At 70.8% G+C, this 14361-nt stretch carries 16 protein-coding genes and 1 pseudogene; 10 read left to right on the top strand and 7 right to left on the bottom strand.

All coding sequences use genetic code 11. From position 1 onward, the window contains the following. Positions 1 to 95: pseudogene (locus AB0C20_RS20620) on the top strand (XRE family transcriptional regulator); the annotation flags it as partial. 413 nt (positions 96 to 508) lie between these two features. On the opposite strand, the gene AB0C20_RS20615 reads toward AB0C20_RS20620, so the two are convergent. The 5 genes from AB0C20_RS20615 to AB0C20_RS20595 form a co-directional block, all read right to left on the bottom strand. Continuing rightward, the gene (locus AB0C20_RS20615; RefSeq protein ID WP_357568555.1) at positions 509 to 1393 is read right to left on the bottom strand and encodes an alpha/beta hydrolase; all 885 of its coding nucleotides are present in this window, start codon (positions 1391 to 1393) and stop codon (positions 509 to 511) included. A gap of 113 nt (positions 1394 to 1506) precedes the next feature. Beyond that, positions 1507 to 2430, bottom strand: a complete 924-nt coding sequence (locus AB0C20_RS20610) for a sigma-70 family RNA polymerase sigma factor (RefSeq protein ID WP_357180278.1) — start codon at positions 2428 to 2430, stop codon at positions 1507 to 1509. A 39-nt stretch (positions 2431 to 2469) separates the two neighbouring features. After that, the gene (locus AB0C20_RS20605; RefSeq protein ID WP_357180281.1) at positions 2470 to 3102 is read right to left on the bottom strand and encodes a TetR/AcrR family transcriptional regulator; all 633 of its coding nucleotides are present in this window, start codon (positions 3100 to 3102) and stop codon (positions 2470 to 2472) included. A 64-nt stretch (positions 3103 to 3166) separates the two neighbouring features. Then, positions 3167 to 4660, bottom strand: coding sequence for a DHA2 family efflux MFS transporter permease subunit (locus tag AB0C20_RS20600; protein ID WP_357568554.1), 1494 nt, complete (start codon positions 4658 to 4660; stop codon positions 3167 to 3169). A 37-nt stretch (positions 4661 to 4697) separates the two neighbouring features. Continuing rightward, positions 4698 to 5462, bottom strand: a complete 765-nt coding sequence (locus AB0C20_RS20595; protein WP_357568553.1) for a glucose 1-dehydrogenase — start codon at positions 5460 to 5462, stop codon at positions 4698 to 4700. 321 nt (positions 5463 to 5783) lie between these two features. Here AB0C20_RS20595 and AB0C20_RS20590 point away from each other — a divergent pair, with 321 nt between their 5' ends. The 3 genes from AB0C20_RS20590 to AB0C20_RS20580 are packed head-to-tail and all read left to right on the top strand — an operon-like array spanning position 5784 to position 7744. Beyond that, entirely contained in the window at positions 5784 to 6941 is a 1158-nt protein-coding gene (locus AB0C20_RS20590) for a winged helix DNA-binding domain-containing protein (RefSeq protein ID WP_357568552.1), read from the top strand. Between the two features lie 37 nt (positions 6942 to 6978). Further along, complete coding sequence (locus AB0C20_RS20585) at positions 6979 to 7605, top strand: DUF2071 domain-containing protein (RefSeq protein WP_357568551.1); 627 nt, start codon at positions 6979 to 6981, stop codon at positions 7603 to 7605. Further along, positions 7589 to 7744 carry a hypothetical protein gene (locus AB0C20_RS20580; protein WP_357568550.1) on the top strand — a complete coding sequence of 52 codons (156 nt, stop codon included), beginning with the start codon at positions 7589 to 7591 and terminating at the stop codon, positions 7742 to 7744. The genes AB0C20_RS20585 and AB0C20_RS20580 overlap by 17 nt, the downstream gene beginning before the upstream one ends. Here AB0C20_RS20580 and AB0C20_RS20575 read toward each other — a convergent pair. Continuing rightward, the gene (locus AB0C20_RS20575; protein WP_357568549.1) at positions 7738 to 8715 is read right to left on the bottom strand and encodes an aldo/keto reductase; all 978 of its coding nucleotides are present in this window, start codon (positions 8713 to 8715) and stop codon (positions 7738 to 7740) included. The genes AB0C20_RS20580 and AB0C20_RS20575 overlap by 7 nt on opposite strands. Before the next feature lie 172 nt (positions 8716 to 8887). Here AB0C20_RS20575 and AB0C20_RS20570 point away from each other — a divergent pair, with 172 nt between their 5' ends. From AB0C20_RS20570 to AB0C20_RS20550, 5 genes are all read left to right on the top strand, one after another. Next, a complete protein-coding gene (locus tag AB0C20_RS20570) occupies positions 8888 to 9247 on the top strand; it encodes a hypothetical protein (RefSeq protein WP_357568548.1) in 360 nt (119 codons plus the stop codon). Between the two features lie 33 nt (positions 9248 to 9280). Further along, positions 9281 to 9841: a carboxymuconolactone decarboxylase family protein gene (locus AB0C20_RS20565; protein WP_357568547.1), complete on the top strand. Its 561-nt coding sequence runs from the start codon at positions 9281 to 9283 to the stop codon at positions 9839 to 9841. A gap of 4 nt (positions 9842 to 9845) precedes the next feature. After that, on the top strand, positions 9846 to 10412 hold the full coding sequence (locus tag AB0C20_RS20560; RefSeq protein WP_357180305.1) for a helix-turn-helix domain-containing protein: 567 nt from the start codon (positions 9846 to 9848) through the stop codon (positions 10410 to 10412). Positions 10413 to 10547: 135 nt separating this feature from the next. Next, positions 10548 to 11150 carry a dihydrofolate reductase family protein gene (locus AB0C20_RS20555; protein WP_357568546.1) on the top strand — a complete coding sequence of 201 codons (603 nt, stop codon included), beginning with the start codon at positions 10548 to 10550 and terminating at the stop codon, positions 11148 to 11150. A 110-nt stretch (positions 11151 to 11260) separates the two neighbouring features. Then, positions 11261 to 12613 carry a cellulase family glycosylhydrolase gene (locus tag AB0C20_RS20550; protein WP_357180311.1) on the top strand — a complete coding sequence of 451 codons (1353 nt, stop codon included), beginning with the start codon at positions 11261 to 11263 and terminating at the stop codon, positions 12611 to 12613. A gap of 113 nt (positions 12614 to 12726) precedes the next feature. Here the strand turns inward: AB0C20_RS20550 and AB0C20_RS20545 are convergent, their stop codons facing one another. Next, positions 12727 to 13671 carry a DJ-1/PfpI family protein gene (locus AB0C20_RS20545; RefSeq protein WP_357180314.1) on the bottom strand — a complete coding sequence of 315 codons (945 nt, stop codon included), beginning with the start codon at positions 13669 to 13671 and terminating at the stop codon, positions 12727 to 12729. Positions 13672 to 13724: 53 nt separating this feature from the next. Here AB0C20_RS20545 and AB0C20_RS20540 point away from each other — a divergent pair, with 53 nt between their 5' ends. Beyond that, positions 13725 to 14297, top strand: coding sequence for a DJ-1/PfpI family protein (locus AB0C20_RS20540; protein WP_357568545.1), 573 nt, complete (start codon positions 13725 to 13727; stop codon positions 14295 to 14297). The last annotated feature ends 64 nt before the right edge of the window (positions 14298 to 14361 follow it).

Genomic DNA, 14361 nt, shown 5'->3' with positions numbered 1-14361 from the left:
TTCTGCAGACCGAGGCGTACGCCCGGGAGATCTTCCGGCGCACCGCCGGTGAGGACGGTCTGGAGCGCAAGATCGCCGCCCGACTGCGCCGACAGTCCTCGTACCCCCGGCGGGTCAGCTCGTCCTCGTCGTCGCCACCCTCGGCGTACGGGTCGACATCCGGCACCTCCTGGGCGAGGTGTTGCTCCAGGGACTCGCCCGCCCGCTCCTCGGCCGGCGTGGTGCCGAACCGGTTTGCCGCGGTCCAGTGGTCCTCGGCGATGATGCCGGTGTCGAGGGGGTCGCCGACCCGATCGTCGTCGAGGGTGTCGGAGGCGTCCAAGACCCCGTCGTCCTCGGCCACGTTCCACTCGTCGACGGAATCCATCCGTTCGGTCTGGCTCACGGCGGTCTCCTCTTCGTCACGGTGCAGCAAAGCGCTCAGCCTATGACCGTGCAACGCGCCCGCACCCCGAGGCCTGCCCGCTGTGACGAACCGACCTCGGGGGGCGCTGTTGCCGCGGTGCGGTCACCGCTTCAGCAGCTCCGCCACGGCGTCGGTGAACTCCACCGGCTGCTCGATGTGCGCGAAGTGTCCGCTTCGTTCCAGCGTCACCAGCCGCGAGTCCGGAAGCCCCGCGTGCAACTGCTCGGCCCAGCGGGGGCCGCAGATGAAGTCGTGCGCCCCGACGATCACCACGACCGGCACTGTGATCTCAGCGAGGTTCTCCCGCACGTCGAAGGGCGTGGGGTCCTGCGCGCCGGCCGGCGTCGCCCAGATTCGGACGGCCGCCTGAAACCTGGCGAACTCGTCCTGCCGGCCCCAGAAGTCCGCGAAGTACACGGGCAGGGCGGCGCGCAGAGCGGCCCCCAGCGACTCGTCGTCCGTCGCGCCGCCGATCTGCGCGAAGGCAGCCGGGACCGCCGCCGCCTCCGGCCGGTCCGGGTGCCGCTGCGGGTAGGCGGCGAGGCCGGCCATGGCTTCGCCCCAGAACTCGGCGCCGGTGACGGGCGAGGTGTCGTACAGGGCGAGGCCGGAAAGCCGGTCCGGGTGGGCGAGCGCGTACCGCTGGACGACGAAACCGCCGTGCGAGTGCCCGAGGAGGTACACGCGGGGTTCGCCGAGATGCTCGATGACGGCGTGCAGGAACCGGACATATGTGTCGAGACGGTAGTCTTCGGGGTTGTCGAGCTGCCCCGACGCGCCAGTGCCCACCGGCTCGACGTAGACCATTGTGAAGTGCGTCTCAAGGCTGGGCGTCCGCAGATACGCCCACTCGATGCCCGGCCCGCCGGAGTGCGCGACGCAGACCGGGCCGCTGCCGGCGACGTGGTAGACCTGCCGAACGCCATCCACTGTGAACGTGTGGGCACCGGGTGCGAGGGCGCTGACGTCGTGGCTGGTGGAACCCATGAACTATCTCCCGATCCGAGACCCGCGTGGCGTCCGCCGACACGGCAACTGGTGCATGACACGGACCAGATGCGCGGGTCGAGGGGAAAGTTCGCTCGGCCGGGGAAGTTTTTTCAGGCCAGCGCGGGGACGGGGTGGAAGAGGGTGAGTTGGCGCACCCGGCCCTCGCGCAGCACCTGCAGCCACAGCGCCGCGGGCGGGCAGTGCTCCGGGTCGTCGGGTGGGCTGATCAGGTCGGTCTCCCAGATCAGCACGTCGCCGCTGGCCGCCACGTTGCGCAACCGCTGACGTACCCCGGCGGCCAGGTCGCGGTTCATGCCGCTGATCGCCAGGTCACGGCCACCCCGCGGGCCGCCCGGCACGATCAGCTTGGCGTCCGGCCACCAGCTCTCGCGGACCACCCGCTCGAAGTCGCCGCCCATCGCCGTGGTGATCATGTCGCGGCCCTCCCGCCACCGCGAGTCGTTCGAGGCGGCGACGTCCGTGTGCGCCGCGTCCGCCGCCGTCCGCAGGCCACCGGCGAGCGCCCGGCGGGCGTGGCTGAGGCGGCTGCGGACGGTGCCGACCGGTACGCCACACACGGCCGCGATCTGCTCGTACGAGGACGCGTCGCTGAAGTACCGCAGCAGGGTGACGAGCCGGTCAGGTTCGGACAGCTGCCCGATGGAGTGCCACACCCAGTCGCGCATCGCGGCCCGGTCCAGTGCCTCTTCCGGGGTGGGTGTGTCGGCGGGACCGGTGAGCCACTCGGGTTCGGCGACCGGGACGGCTCTGGGCCCGCGCAACGCCATCCGGCTGTTGTTGCGGACGATGGCCCGCAACCAGGGGCCGACGGCGCCCGGGTCGCGGATCTCGCCGATGCGACGCAGGGCGACGACCATCGAGTCCTGCACCGCGTCCTCGGCGTCCGGCCCGTAACCCAGGACGCTCAGCGCTACGGCCCGCATCCCGGCCTCGTGCCGGGCCAGCAGCGCCCCCAGCGCGGCCGCGTCTCCCGCCTGCGCGAGCACGACCAGTTCCCCGTCGCTCTGCGTCACGCGTACATCCTCCTGTGGGTTCCCGAGGACTTGAGTGGATCATGCCCCTTCCGGGCGGACCTGCGGTGCCGGCCCTTGGAGAGGAGTGCGGCCGGGGGCGCGCATGCCGTCGAGCAGGACCGTGACGACTCGACGCCACCCGTCGGGCCCTGCGTCGACGCCGAGGCAGTGGTCGGTGTCCAGCGCCGCGCGTGAGCAGAGCATGACGTCCTGCCAGGTTACGTCGGCGCGGAGATCACCCGCCGCGTGTGCTCGCTCGGTCAGTTGGGTGACGGCCTCCTGCAACGCGACGGTGCGCTGCGCGAGTTCGGGTGTCGGCGGCCTTTCGCAGGCCGCGGTGACCTCGGCCAGGCCGCGGCTGTCCCGGTGGGCCCCGGCCAGCTCCAGCACGAACTCCGCCATTCCGTCCCACGGATCCGGGCGCTCCAGGCAGGCTCGTGCGGTGTCGCACAACTCGTCGTAGAGGCCGAGCACCGCGTTGTCGAGCAGCGCCTCCTTGGTCCCGAAGCGCCGGTACAACGTCCCCACCCCCACGCCGGCCGCTGTTGCGATGTCCAGAGCCGAGACGTCGAGCCCGCGGGCGGCGATTGCCTCCCTGGTCGCGATGATCAGTTGGCGTCGGTTCTGCCGGGCGTCCGCCCGGACGCCCGACGCCGGATCCAGATCAGGCATCCGGAAAGCGTAGCACAAGCGGACGCGGCTCGTCCGATTGTTGTCCGCGACCGCCTCGACGCGCTCAGTGGGCGGGCACCGGGACGCCGACAGGCGCGACGTCGTCCGACGCCGTGGTCGGCGGTAGCTCCGGTGCGCCCGCGTTGACCATGATCGCGGAGACCAGTGCCGCGGCCACGACGAAGATGGTGGCCAGCCAGTACGCGGCCGAGTAGCCATGCATCAACGCCTGGTTCTGGACGTGGAGGGGGGCCGCCGTACCGCCGTGAGTGACCAGGTAAGAGGCGGTGGAGCCGGTCGCGACGGTGTTGAGCAGCGCGACGCCGATCGACCCCCCGACCTGTTGCGACGAACTGATCATCGCGGAGGCGACACCGACGTCGGCGGGCGCGACGCCGTGGGTGGAGATGCTCATCGCGGGCATGAACGCGGTGCCGACGCCAATTCCGACCACCGCCTCGGCGATCGCGATCTCCAAGAAGCCGCTGTCGGCGTCGAGGAGGGCGAGCAGGACGAGGCCGGCCGCGCTGACGAGGTAGCCGCCGACCATGATCGGCCGTGGAGCGATCCGGTGCGCGAGTCGGGCGCCGACCTGCGTGGCCCCGAGAGCCTGCAGCACCGCCATCGGCATGAACGCCAGGCCGGCCATGACCGGCGACCATCCCTTGACCTGCTGGAAGTAGTAGCTCAGCAGAAGGAACATTCCGAACATGCTGACAATGGCGAGACCCACCGAAAGGTAGGCGGCTGCCCGGTTGCGTTCGCTCAGGACTCCCAGTGGGAGCAGCGGAGCCTTCACCCGTGACTGCACCACGACGAAGGCCGCCAGAAGCAGCGCGCCGGCGACGAAGGATCCGATGGTCGTAGCCGCCGACCAGCCGTGGCTCTCCGCGGCGCTGAAACCGTAGACCAGACCGACGAGACCGAGGCTGGCCAGCAGCACGCCGGGGATGTCGAGCCGGGCACGGTGTCGCTCACCGTCGTCGTGCACCGTGGAGATGGCGCCCACAATCCCGATGATCGCGATCGGAACCAGGATGAACATAGCGAAACGCCAGTTCAGGTACTGGGTGAGCAGACCGCCGGCGATCAGACCGACGGCGCCACCGGCGATCGAGACCGCGGCGAACACGCCGAAGGCCTTCGCTCGTTCCCGCGGCTGTGTGAACAGCAGGGAGATCAGCGAGAGCGCGGCCGGCGCGAGCAGGGCCGCGAAGACCCCCTGCAGCGCACGGGCGACCAGCAGCATCTCCACGTTGGCCGCCAGGCCGCCGATCGCCGAGGCGATCGCGAAGCCTGCCAGCGCGAACAGGAAGACGCGTTTGCGCCCCACCATGTCACCGACCCGGCCGCCCACCAGCAGGAGGCCACCGAAGGCGAGACCGTACGCGGTGACCACCCACTGACGACTGCCGTCGGTGAAGTGCAGTGCCTGCTGCGCAGAGGGGAGAGCGATGTTCATGACCGCGCCGTCGAGAACGACCATCAGTTGGGCGATCGAGACGAAGAAGAGGGCTCTCCACCGCTGCGAGTTCGGAGCCTTGTGACGAGTGGGCATCATTGTTCCTTCGGGAGAGGTGATGGGCACCGGGCCGTCATGCGGCGGTAAGGCCGCCATCGATCGCGAGAGCGGCACCGGTGATGAACGGCGCTTCGTCGCTCAGCAGGAAGGCCGCCAGCGCGGCGACCTCGTCGGGCCGTCCGATCCGGCCCACGGGGTGCATGGCGTTGCCCATTTGGAGGGCCTCCTCCGGGTTCGGGCCCAGGTTGCGCCGTAGCAGAGGGGTGTCGACGCCGCCGGTGACGAGCGCGTTGATCCGTACACCCGTGGTGGCCACCTCGAGTGCCGCCGACCGGGTGAGCCCGACGACGCCATGCTTGGCGGCGCTGTAGGAGGCGAGGCCGGCAGATCCGGTGACACCACTGACGGAGGCGTTGTTCACGATCGAGCCGCCGCCGGAGGTCTGCAGCGCTGGGATCTGGTACTTGAGCCCGAAGAAGACGCTGCTCAGGTTGAGCGCCATCTCGGCGTCCCAGGCGTCCGGGCCGATCTCGGTGATCGGACCGAGCGCGGTGGCCGCTCCCACGTTGTTGAACACGCCGTCGAGCCGGCCGTAGTGGTCGACCGCCCGCTGCACCAGCTTCGCCATCTCGGCTCCGACGGTCACATCGGTCGGGACAAAGATCGCGTCTGCGCCGGTGGAGCGCAGGGTGGCGGCGAGTGCCTCGCCGGCTTCCTTGCCACGTGCCGCCAGGACGACCTTCGCGCCTTCGGCGGCGACTCGTTCCACGAGGGCACGCCCCATACCGGAGGTGGCACCGGTGACCAGAATGACCTTGTTTGCGAAGCGTTCGGACATGGTTGATCCTTCTCTGGGCGTAGAGGCTGGGGTGTGTCCGCAGCTGAATGCTGGCCGTAGCGGACGATCGTCGTCCGCATCAGCGAAGCTAGCCCAATCGGACGAGTGCCGTCCACTTCCGCTGGCGGTCGGCGGAGTGACCCTGACCATCCCCGCACCAGGAACAAACTGACCCGCCACCACCCGGGACGTCTCGCCCGAAGGGTGCGCGCCCGGGAAAGTGACACACGTCGGTCGTAGCGTGGGCGGCATGAGGATCTGGCCTGTCGAAGCCCTTCGGTGGTGCGCGGCCGGCGTCAGCGCCTGCGACGGGCATCTGCGGTGATCGAGCTGAGCTGGGCTCAGGTGTCCGCCCGGCGACTACAGCGCCACCGGCTGTGCACACCCGCGTCGGGCGCCGCACCGGACGCCGCACGCGTCGCCGAGGTGGTGTCGGCGATCAGCGGCGCACACGCCCAGATCGCGTCGGCCGCCGAGCTGTCCATCGGGCTGCGGGTGCCGGGCACGACCCGCGCCCTGGTGCGTCGGGCACTGTGGACCGACCGCACCCTGGTCAAGACCCGTGGGCCACGTGGAACCGTGCACCTGCTCGCCGCGGCGGACCTGCCGATGTGGGTCGGCGCGCTGACCGCGTTGCCGGCGCCGTCCTGGGAGCGGAGCGTGGCCCTGCTGACGCCCCGACAGACCGAGCAGGTCCTCGCGGCCATCGCCGACGCGGTCGCCGAGGCCGACCTGACCACCGCCGAGCTGACCGAGGAAGTCGTCGCCCGCACCGGGCCGTGGGCGGGCGACCTGGTGATGGAGGCGTTCCAGGACATGTGGCCCCGGTGGATCGCCGCGATGACCGCCGCCACCCGGGCCGGAGTGGTTTGCTTCGGCCCGAATCGCGGTCGGGCCAGCACGTACACCAGCCCGACCCGGTGGCTGCCCGACTTCGCGCCGATGCCCGGTCCCGCCGCCCTGGCCGCCCTCGTCCGCAGCTACCTGCACGCGTACGGGCCGGCCACCCCGGCGCAGTTCGCCCGGTGGCTCGGGGTGCCCTCGGGGTGGGGGACGTTGCTGTTCAATTCGCTGGAGCTGACCGAGGTGACTGTGGAGGGCACCCGGGCCTGGGTGACCGCCGACGACACCGAATTCCCCGACGACCGGCCGTCCGGGTTGCGGCTGCTGCCGTACTTCGACGCGTACGCGGTCGGCTGCCACCCCCGTGAACGGCTGTTCCCCGATGCCGCCGCCGAGCGGGCGCTCGCCGGTGGCCAGGCCGGCAACTATCCGGTGCTGCTGGTCGACGGGGTGGTCGTCGGCGTGTGGCATCAACGCCGCTCCGGCCGCTCGATCCGTGTCACAGTCGAGCCGTTGCGGACGCTCGGTGCCGCCCAGCAGCGGGCGCTGGGGGCGGAGGTCGAACGGATCGGCGAGATCCTGGAGGGCAAGGCGTCGCTGACCATCGGCACCGTCAGTGTCGGTCCGCACGCCTGAGGCCACGCCGGCCCACCGCCTGGGCCACGATGAGAGCGTGCACCCCGAACCGGTCGACCACGCGCCCCGGCAGGCGTTCCCCTGGGCGCTCCTGCGCCAGCGCTGGGAGGACCTCACCTTCCTGCACTGGGCCGTCGCTCCGGAGGTGGTCGCGCCGTTGCTGCCCGCCGGCACTCGTCCGGACACGATGCAGGGGGTCAGCTACGTGGGCCTGATCGGTTTCCGGATGGTCGGGCTGGGCTTCGGCCGCGGCCCGAGGGTCCCGTACTTCGGCACGTTCTGGGAGACCAACGTCCGGCTCTACTCCGTCGACGACGCCGGCCGACGAGCGGTCGTGTTCCGGTCGCTCGACGCGTCCCGCCTGCTGCCGGTGCTGGTGGCGCGGGCGACGCTGCGCCTGCCGTACCTCTGGTCGTCGATGCGGTTGGATCACGACGGCGACCGTCGCACCTACCGCTGCCGGCGGCGCTGGCCGGGGCCGGCGGGCGCGACGAGCCGGTTGGTGGTGCGGGTGGGGGAGCAAATCGTCGAGCCGACCCCGCTCGAACACTTCGTCACCGCCCGCTGGGGGCTGCACACCCGGGCGTACGGGCGCACGCTGCACCTGCCGAAACTGGCATCCGAGCTGGCCGCTGCACCGGGCCGAGGTGCTGCACCTGGATGACGAGCTGGTCGCCGCCGCCGGGCTGCCGGCACCGGTCGGGCCACCGGTCAGCGTGCTCTACTCGCCAGGTGTCGGGGTCAGGTTCGGCCCGCCGGTGGCGGCCCGGTCACGTGGTGCCGGGCCGCCGGAGCCTCAGTAGCGGCCACCCTCGGGTGCGGGCAGCGCGTCCAGGTCGGCCAGGTCCTCGGTGCTGAGCCGCACGTCAGCCGCAGCGCAGTTGTCCACCAGGTACTTCGGGGTCTTGGTGCCGGGGATCGGGATGACCTGGTCACCCTGGGCGACCACCCACGCGAGGGCGACCTGCGCGGGGCTGAAGCCGGCCCGGTCGGCGATCTCCCGGACCCGGGCGACGATGGCGAGGTTGGCGCGCAGCGCGTCCTGCTGGAAGCGCGGCAGGCCGCGCCGGAAGTCGTCGGCGGGCAGGTCGTCGAACGAGGTGAACCGGCCGGCGAGGAAACCGCGACCGAGTGGGGAGAACGGCAGGAAGGCGATGCCCTGTTCGTGGCAGTACGGCAACACCTCGGTCAACGGGTCGCGCGTCCACAGTGACAACTCGGACTGCACCGACGCCACCGGGTGCACCGCCTGGGCCCGCACGATCTGCGCGACAGTCACCTCTGACAGCCCGATCTGCCGGGCCTTGCCCGCCGCGACGATCTCGGCCATCGCGCCCCAGGACTCCTCGATGGGCACCTCCGGGTCGACCCGGTGCAGCTGGTAGAGGTCGACGTGGTCGGTGCCGAGCCGGCGAAGGCTCTCGTCGATCGCCGCACGGATGTGCTCGGGGCGGCCGTTGTTGCCGATCTTCGGTGAGTTGCCGGGGCCACCGGTGGGGGAGGTGGCCACCAGGCCGACCTTCGTGGCCAGCACGGCCCGCTCCCGGTGCCCGCCGGCCAGCGCCCGCCCGACCAGCTCCTCGTTGGTGTACGGCCCGTACACGTCAGACGTGTCGATCAGCGTCGCGCCCAGGTCCAGTGCCTGTCGGATGACGGAGATCGACGTGTCGTCGTCGCGCGGGCCGGTGATGTCGTAGCCGTGGCTCATGCCCATGCAGCCGAGGCCGATGACGCCGACCTCGGGGCCGGTGCTGCCCAGCGTGGTGGTTCGCATGCGCCCCACGCTACGACCGGACGGGCGGACCCGCACCCGCCGTGGCGGGGTGCGGGTGTTCCCCGGGCACGTGACGACTCTCACCGGAAGTGGACTCTGGAGTCCGGTACGGTGGGCGCTAAGCGGACCAGCGAGTCCGGATATGGCCGACGGCGACCCACGAGGAGCCCCGATGAACCCGGTACGGATCAGCGACGCCCTGCGCGCTGTGGTCTTCGAGCCGACGCGCGACCTGACCGACGCGCTCGACGAGTTCTACGCCCCCGACTACACCCACCGCAGCGACGGCGAGACCCTCGACCGGGCCGGATTCGTCGCGATGGTGACCCGGGTACGCGGTCAGATCGCCAGCGGCACCGTGTTGGTCCTCGACGAGCTGCGCGACGGTCTCCGCTACGCCGAACGACACGTCTACGAGGTCACTCTGGCCGACGGGTCGACGGCCAGACGGGAGATCGCCGTCTTCGGGACCTACGCCGAGGACGGCCGCTTCCGCCACCTCAGCGAGACGGGTTTCGACCTGTCCGCCTGAACCGTCTCGACGACCAACGCAGGAGAGAGAGCCATGCCCCGCCTTGCCGACCCCGACCCGAACGCGATTCCGGCCGACGTCCGCGACGTCCTGTCCGCCCTGCCGCCCGACCCGATGGTCAAGATGCTGACCCACTCGATCGGCACTGTGAACCTCTTCATCCAGCTCGCGAGGGCGCAGTTCACCTCGTTGGAGCTGCCCGCCCGCTCGCGGGAACTGGTCATCCTCACCGTGGCCGAGTACACCGGGTGCGAGTTCGTGGCAGCCCAGCATGGCCCGATGTCGGCGGCGGCCGGCGTCGACGAGCGCACCCGCGAGATCATCAGCAGCCGGGACATCGACAACCCGCACCTCTCCGCGTACGACCGCACGCTCCTCCGGTTCGCCGCCGAGGTGGTGCGGTCACCGCGCGTTCCCGACGACCTCTTCGACCAGGTGCGGCACCTCCTCAGCGAGCGCGAGATCGTCGAGGTGCTCCAGGTGGTCGGCTACTACTGGTCGTTCGGCCGGGTGGCCACGGTGCTCGACGTCGAACTCACCACCGTGTACGGCGACGAGCCGCTGCTGACCGACGAGACCGAGCGGGCAGACTGAGGCCATGGCCCCACCGACGCCGAGCGACCCCGATGCTCCCCATCGGCGTCTGGACGCCCGTCGCAACCAGGAGCGGGTCATCGCCGCCGCCCGGGAGCTCTTCAGCGAGCAGGGTCTGCAGGTGACGGTGCCGCAGGTGGCGGAGCGGGCCGGGGTGGGCCGCGCCACTGTGTACCGCAGCTACCCCAGCAAGGAAGACCTGATCGTCGCGGTCGTCCAGCGGCAGTTTCAGGAGCTGGAGCAGCGCACCCGCGCGGCGCTCGACGGCGTCGACGCGTACCGGGAGTGGTGTTCCTTCGTGCCCGACCTGTTCGGACGCCTCGCGCGCGACCGGGTCCTCGCCGACGCGTTCTTCGAGGGCAGGCTGGTGCCCGCGGCGCGCATCCTGGATCTGATCGGGCAACTGGTGGCGGCGGCCCGAACATCCGGCAAGGTCCGCCCGGACGCAGGGGAACTGGACATCCGGGTAATCCTGTGCGGCGCGGTCCGGCAGCTCATCGTGCTCGACGAGCGTGACCCGGCGGTGTGGCGCCGGTACGCCGACCTCGTGCTCAACGCGCTGCGCCAGTGACGGCCAGGGCCGACACTGGGAGAAAGCTCGGCCGACGTGTCGAGGACTGTCGCGCCGGCTTCGACAGTGGGTTGCGGGCCAGACAGCGCGGGCCTCGCCGACGAGCCGGCACGGCACGGACCGAGGAGTGGATCGATGACGAAGGTGACGACCTGGGCGACGATGTCGTTGGACGGCTACATCGCGGACGCGTCCCACGGTGGCTTCGAGTACCTCTTCCAGTGGTACGAGAACGGCGACGTCGAGACGCCGACGGCCGACCCCGAATTGACCTTCCGGACCTCCGCCACGAGCGCCCGGCATCTGCGGGCTCTCACCGAACGCACCGGCGCGCTCGTCGTCGGCCGGAGGCTCTTCGACATCACCAGCGGGTGGGGTGGCCGGCATCCGTTGGACGTGCCCGTCGTGGTGGTCACGCACAGCGTGCCGGAGGGCTGGGAGCCGGAGAGCGACTCCTTCGTCTTCGTCACCGACGGCATCGAGAGCGCCATCGCCCGGGCGACGGCGATCGCCGGCGACAAGGAGGTCGGTGTCAACGGCGGCACCATCGCCGCCCAGGTCGTCGAGGCCGGCCTGCTCGACGAGGTGCACGTCGATCTCGTCCCGGTCCTGCTCGGCGCCGGGATCCCGCTCTTCGCCGACCTGAAGATCGCGCCACTTCAGCTGGACGGCCCGTTCAGCGTCGTCGAGGGCGACGGCGTCACCCATCTGGCCTACCGGGTACGCCCAGCGGCCTGAGCGCCGCGGGGGCCAGTGCCCCACCTTGCTCCCATCGCCAGTGATCGATATCCTGCGCGCAGGCGCCGCCCCGCCTCAGACCACCACCGTCGATCCGAAGCGGGTTCCGCATGCGCGCACTGAGACTTGTCACGACCCTGGCCGTCGCCGGCCTGCTCGCCGGTGGGGTGGCGCTGGTCGCCGCCACACCGGCCAGCGCGGCGACCGCCGTGTTCTCCGTGACGAACAACTGGGGCAACGGCTACCAGGGGCAGGTCACCGTCACCAACGACACCTCCGCACCGATCACCAGTTGGCGGGTCGAGTTCGACCTGCCGTCCTCCTCGACGGTCAGCCAGTCGTGGAACGCGCAGCAAACGACCTCGGGCAGCCACTACACCTTCGCCAACGTGTCCTGGAACGGCACCCTCGGCGCCGGCGCCTCCACCTCGTTCGGCTTCCTCGTCAACGGCACCGGCACCCCGGTCAACTGCACTGTGAACGGAGCGTCCTGCGCCGGCGGTCCACCCCCGACCACCCCGCCGCCCACCACCCCGCCGCCGACCACACCACCGCCGACCACCGGCACGCCGGTCGAGCGGCACGGGCAACTGCGGGTCTGCGGCACCACCATGTGCGACAGGTCCGGCGCGCGGGTGCAGCTACGGGGCATCAGCAGCATGTGGCTCAACTGGGAGACCGCCCCGTACGCCGAGAACCTCTCCGCGTTGACCTGGATGCGCGACAACTGGAACCTCCAGGTGATCCGCGCGGCAATGGGCGTGGAGCCGGCGGGGGCGTACCTCAGTGACCCGACCAGGGCGCGCGCGCAGGTGGAGACCATCATCAACAACGCGGTCACCGCCGGGGTCTACGTGATCGTCGACTGGCACGCGCACGAGGCGCAGAACAACCAGTCCCAGGCGGTGGCGTTCTTCGGTGACCTGGCCCGCCGGTACGGCCATTTGCCAAACGTCATCTGGGAGCCCTACAACGAGCCGCTCCAGGTCAGCTGGACCAACGTCATCAAGCCGTACCACCAGGCGGTGGTGTCCGCGATCCGCGCCGCCGATCCGGACAACATCGTCGTGCTCGGCACCCCTACCTGGTCACAGGACGTGGACGTCGCCGCGGCCAGCCCGGTCAGCGGCACCAACCTGATGTACACCCTGCACTTCTACTCCTGCACGCACGGGGCGTCGCTGCGCGCCAAGGGCGACGCGGCGATCCGCGCGGGTCTGGCGCTGTTCGTCACGGAGTGGGGCGCCAGCAACGCCGATGGCGGCCTCGACGGCCGGGCCTGCCTGCCGGAGGCACAGTCCTGGATCGACTGGATGAAGGCGAACGGCATCTCCTGGACGGCCTGGAAGCTCGACGTCGGCACCGACACCACCAACCTGCTCAGCCCGGGAGCGCCGGTGACCGGTGGGTGGACCAACTACCTGCACGGCCACGCGCCGTTCGTGGTGGCGAACATGAGGTGATCCCGGCGGCCCCTTGACCGGGATTGATCGAATCGAGACTGCTGGTGTCGGGGTGTCCAGGCCGGCGGGACACCCCGACATCGCCGGCCGCCACCACGACCATTATCGAAGGGTCATTGTGTGAAAGCCCGCCGGTACGCGGTAGGGGTGGTGGCGAAGGCCCGCTGGAAATGCGCACGGAGGTTGGTCGCCGTGCCCAGGCCGGTACGCCGTGCGACCTCGTCGATGGTGATCCCGCCGTTCTCGAGCAGGGTGCAGGCGGCGCGCAGTCGTTGCTGGATCAGCCACGCTCGGGGGCTCATCCGGAACCGACTCTGGAAAGTGCGGTGCAGCGTACGGCTGGACATCACACCCTGCCGGGCAAGGTCCGCGACGGTGATCGGGCGGTGCAGGTTGCTGCTCGCCCACGTGATGACCCCGGCCAACTCGTCGCCCTCATCCGGAACGCCGACCGGGATGAACTGGGCCTGACCGCCAGCGCGGTGCAGGGGGGTGACCATGTGGCGGGCCCGTTGGATGGCGGCGGCCTGCCCGTGATCGCGGCCGACTAGGTAGAGACACATGTCCAGACCGGCGGCGAGTCCGGCGCTGGTGATCACCTCGCCTTCGTCGACGTACAGCGCACTCGCGTCCACGAGAATCTCCGGATGCTCAATGGCGAGCGAGTCGGCGTGCGCCCAGTGGGTCGTCGCGCGACGGCCGTCGAGCAGACCGGCCTGGGCCAGCGCGAAGGCGCCGGTGCAGATCGACGCGATGCGGGCGCCACGACGGTGCGCCCGCCGCAGCGCATCGAGAGCACGCGGCGGTGCCGGACCACGGCGGAACCCGGGCACGATCACCGTGTCGGCGTCGTCGAGCGCATCGAGCGTCGCGGCGACGGTCAGCTCCAGGCCGGCGGTGGTGGTGGTGACCGAACCACAGTCCAGTGCGCACACCGTCATCGCGTACCGGCCGTGGCCCTCGTGGCCGAACACCTGCGTCGCGATGGTCAGATCGAAGGCGACGACAGTGGGCAGGGCGAGGACGGCGACCCGATGCGTGGCGGGTTTCTTACGCATGATGGCAAGGATGCCACTCGCCGCCGCCCTGTCGGCAGGAGATTCTGGGCCGTATGCGGATCGAGATCGTGGTGTTCGACGGCTTCGACGAGCTGGACGTCTTCGGGCCGTTCGAGGTGTTGTCGATGGCCGGCTTCGACGTGGCGCTGGTCGCCGTCGAACGATCGGGGCCGGTCATCAGCATGCGTGGCGTCCAACTCCAGGTGCCCGAGGTGCTGGGTCAGGCCGATGGCGTGATCGTCCCGGGTGGCGGATGGCTGAACCGGGCCCCGGAGGGTTCCTGGGCGCAGGCGCAGCGCGGTGGGCTGCCGGCGAAGCTGGCCGCACTGGCGCCATCGGCGCGGTGGGTGGCGTCGGTGTGCACCGGTGCGCTGCTCCTCGCCGCCGCCGGCCTGCTGACCGGACGGCGGGCGACCACCAACCGCAACGCGTACGACGAGTTGCGCGCCCACGACGTGACAGTCCTCGACGAGCGGGTGGTCGACGACGGTGACCGGGTCACCGCCGGCGCGCTCTCGGCCGGCCTCGATCTGGGGCTGTGGCTCACGGAACGGGAACTCGGCGTCGCCACCGCCGACCGGGTCGGCGCGACCATCGAGTACCGGCCACAGACCCGCACTCGCTGAGCAGCGCGGACAGAACGGGCGCGTCACCTTAACGCGCCGGAAACGCCCCCGCTACCAACCCTGG

Origin of the sequence: Micromonospora sp. NPDC048843 (assembly GCF_040649965.1) — a bacterium.
Classification (GTDB): Bacteria; Actinomycetota; Actinomycetes; order Mycobacteriales; family Micromonosporaceae; genus Micromonospora; species Micromonospora hortensis.
This window is presented reverse-complemented; position numbering and strand designations above follow the sequence as displayed.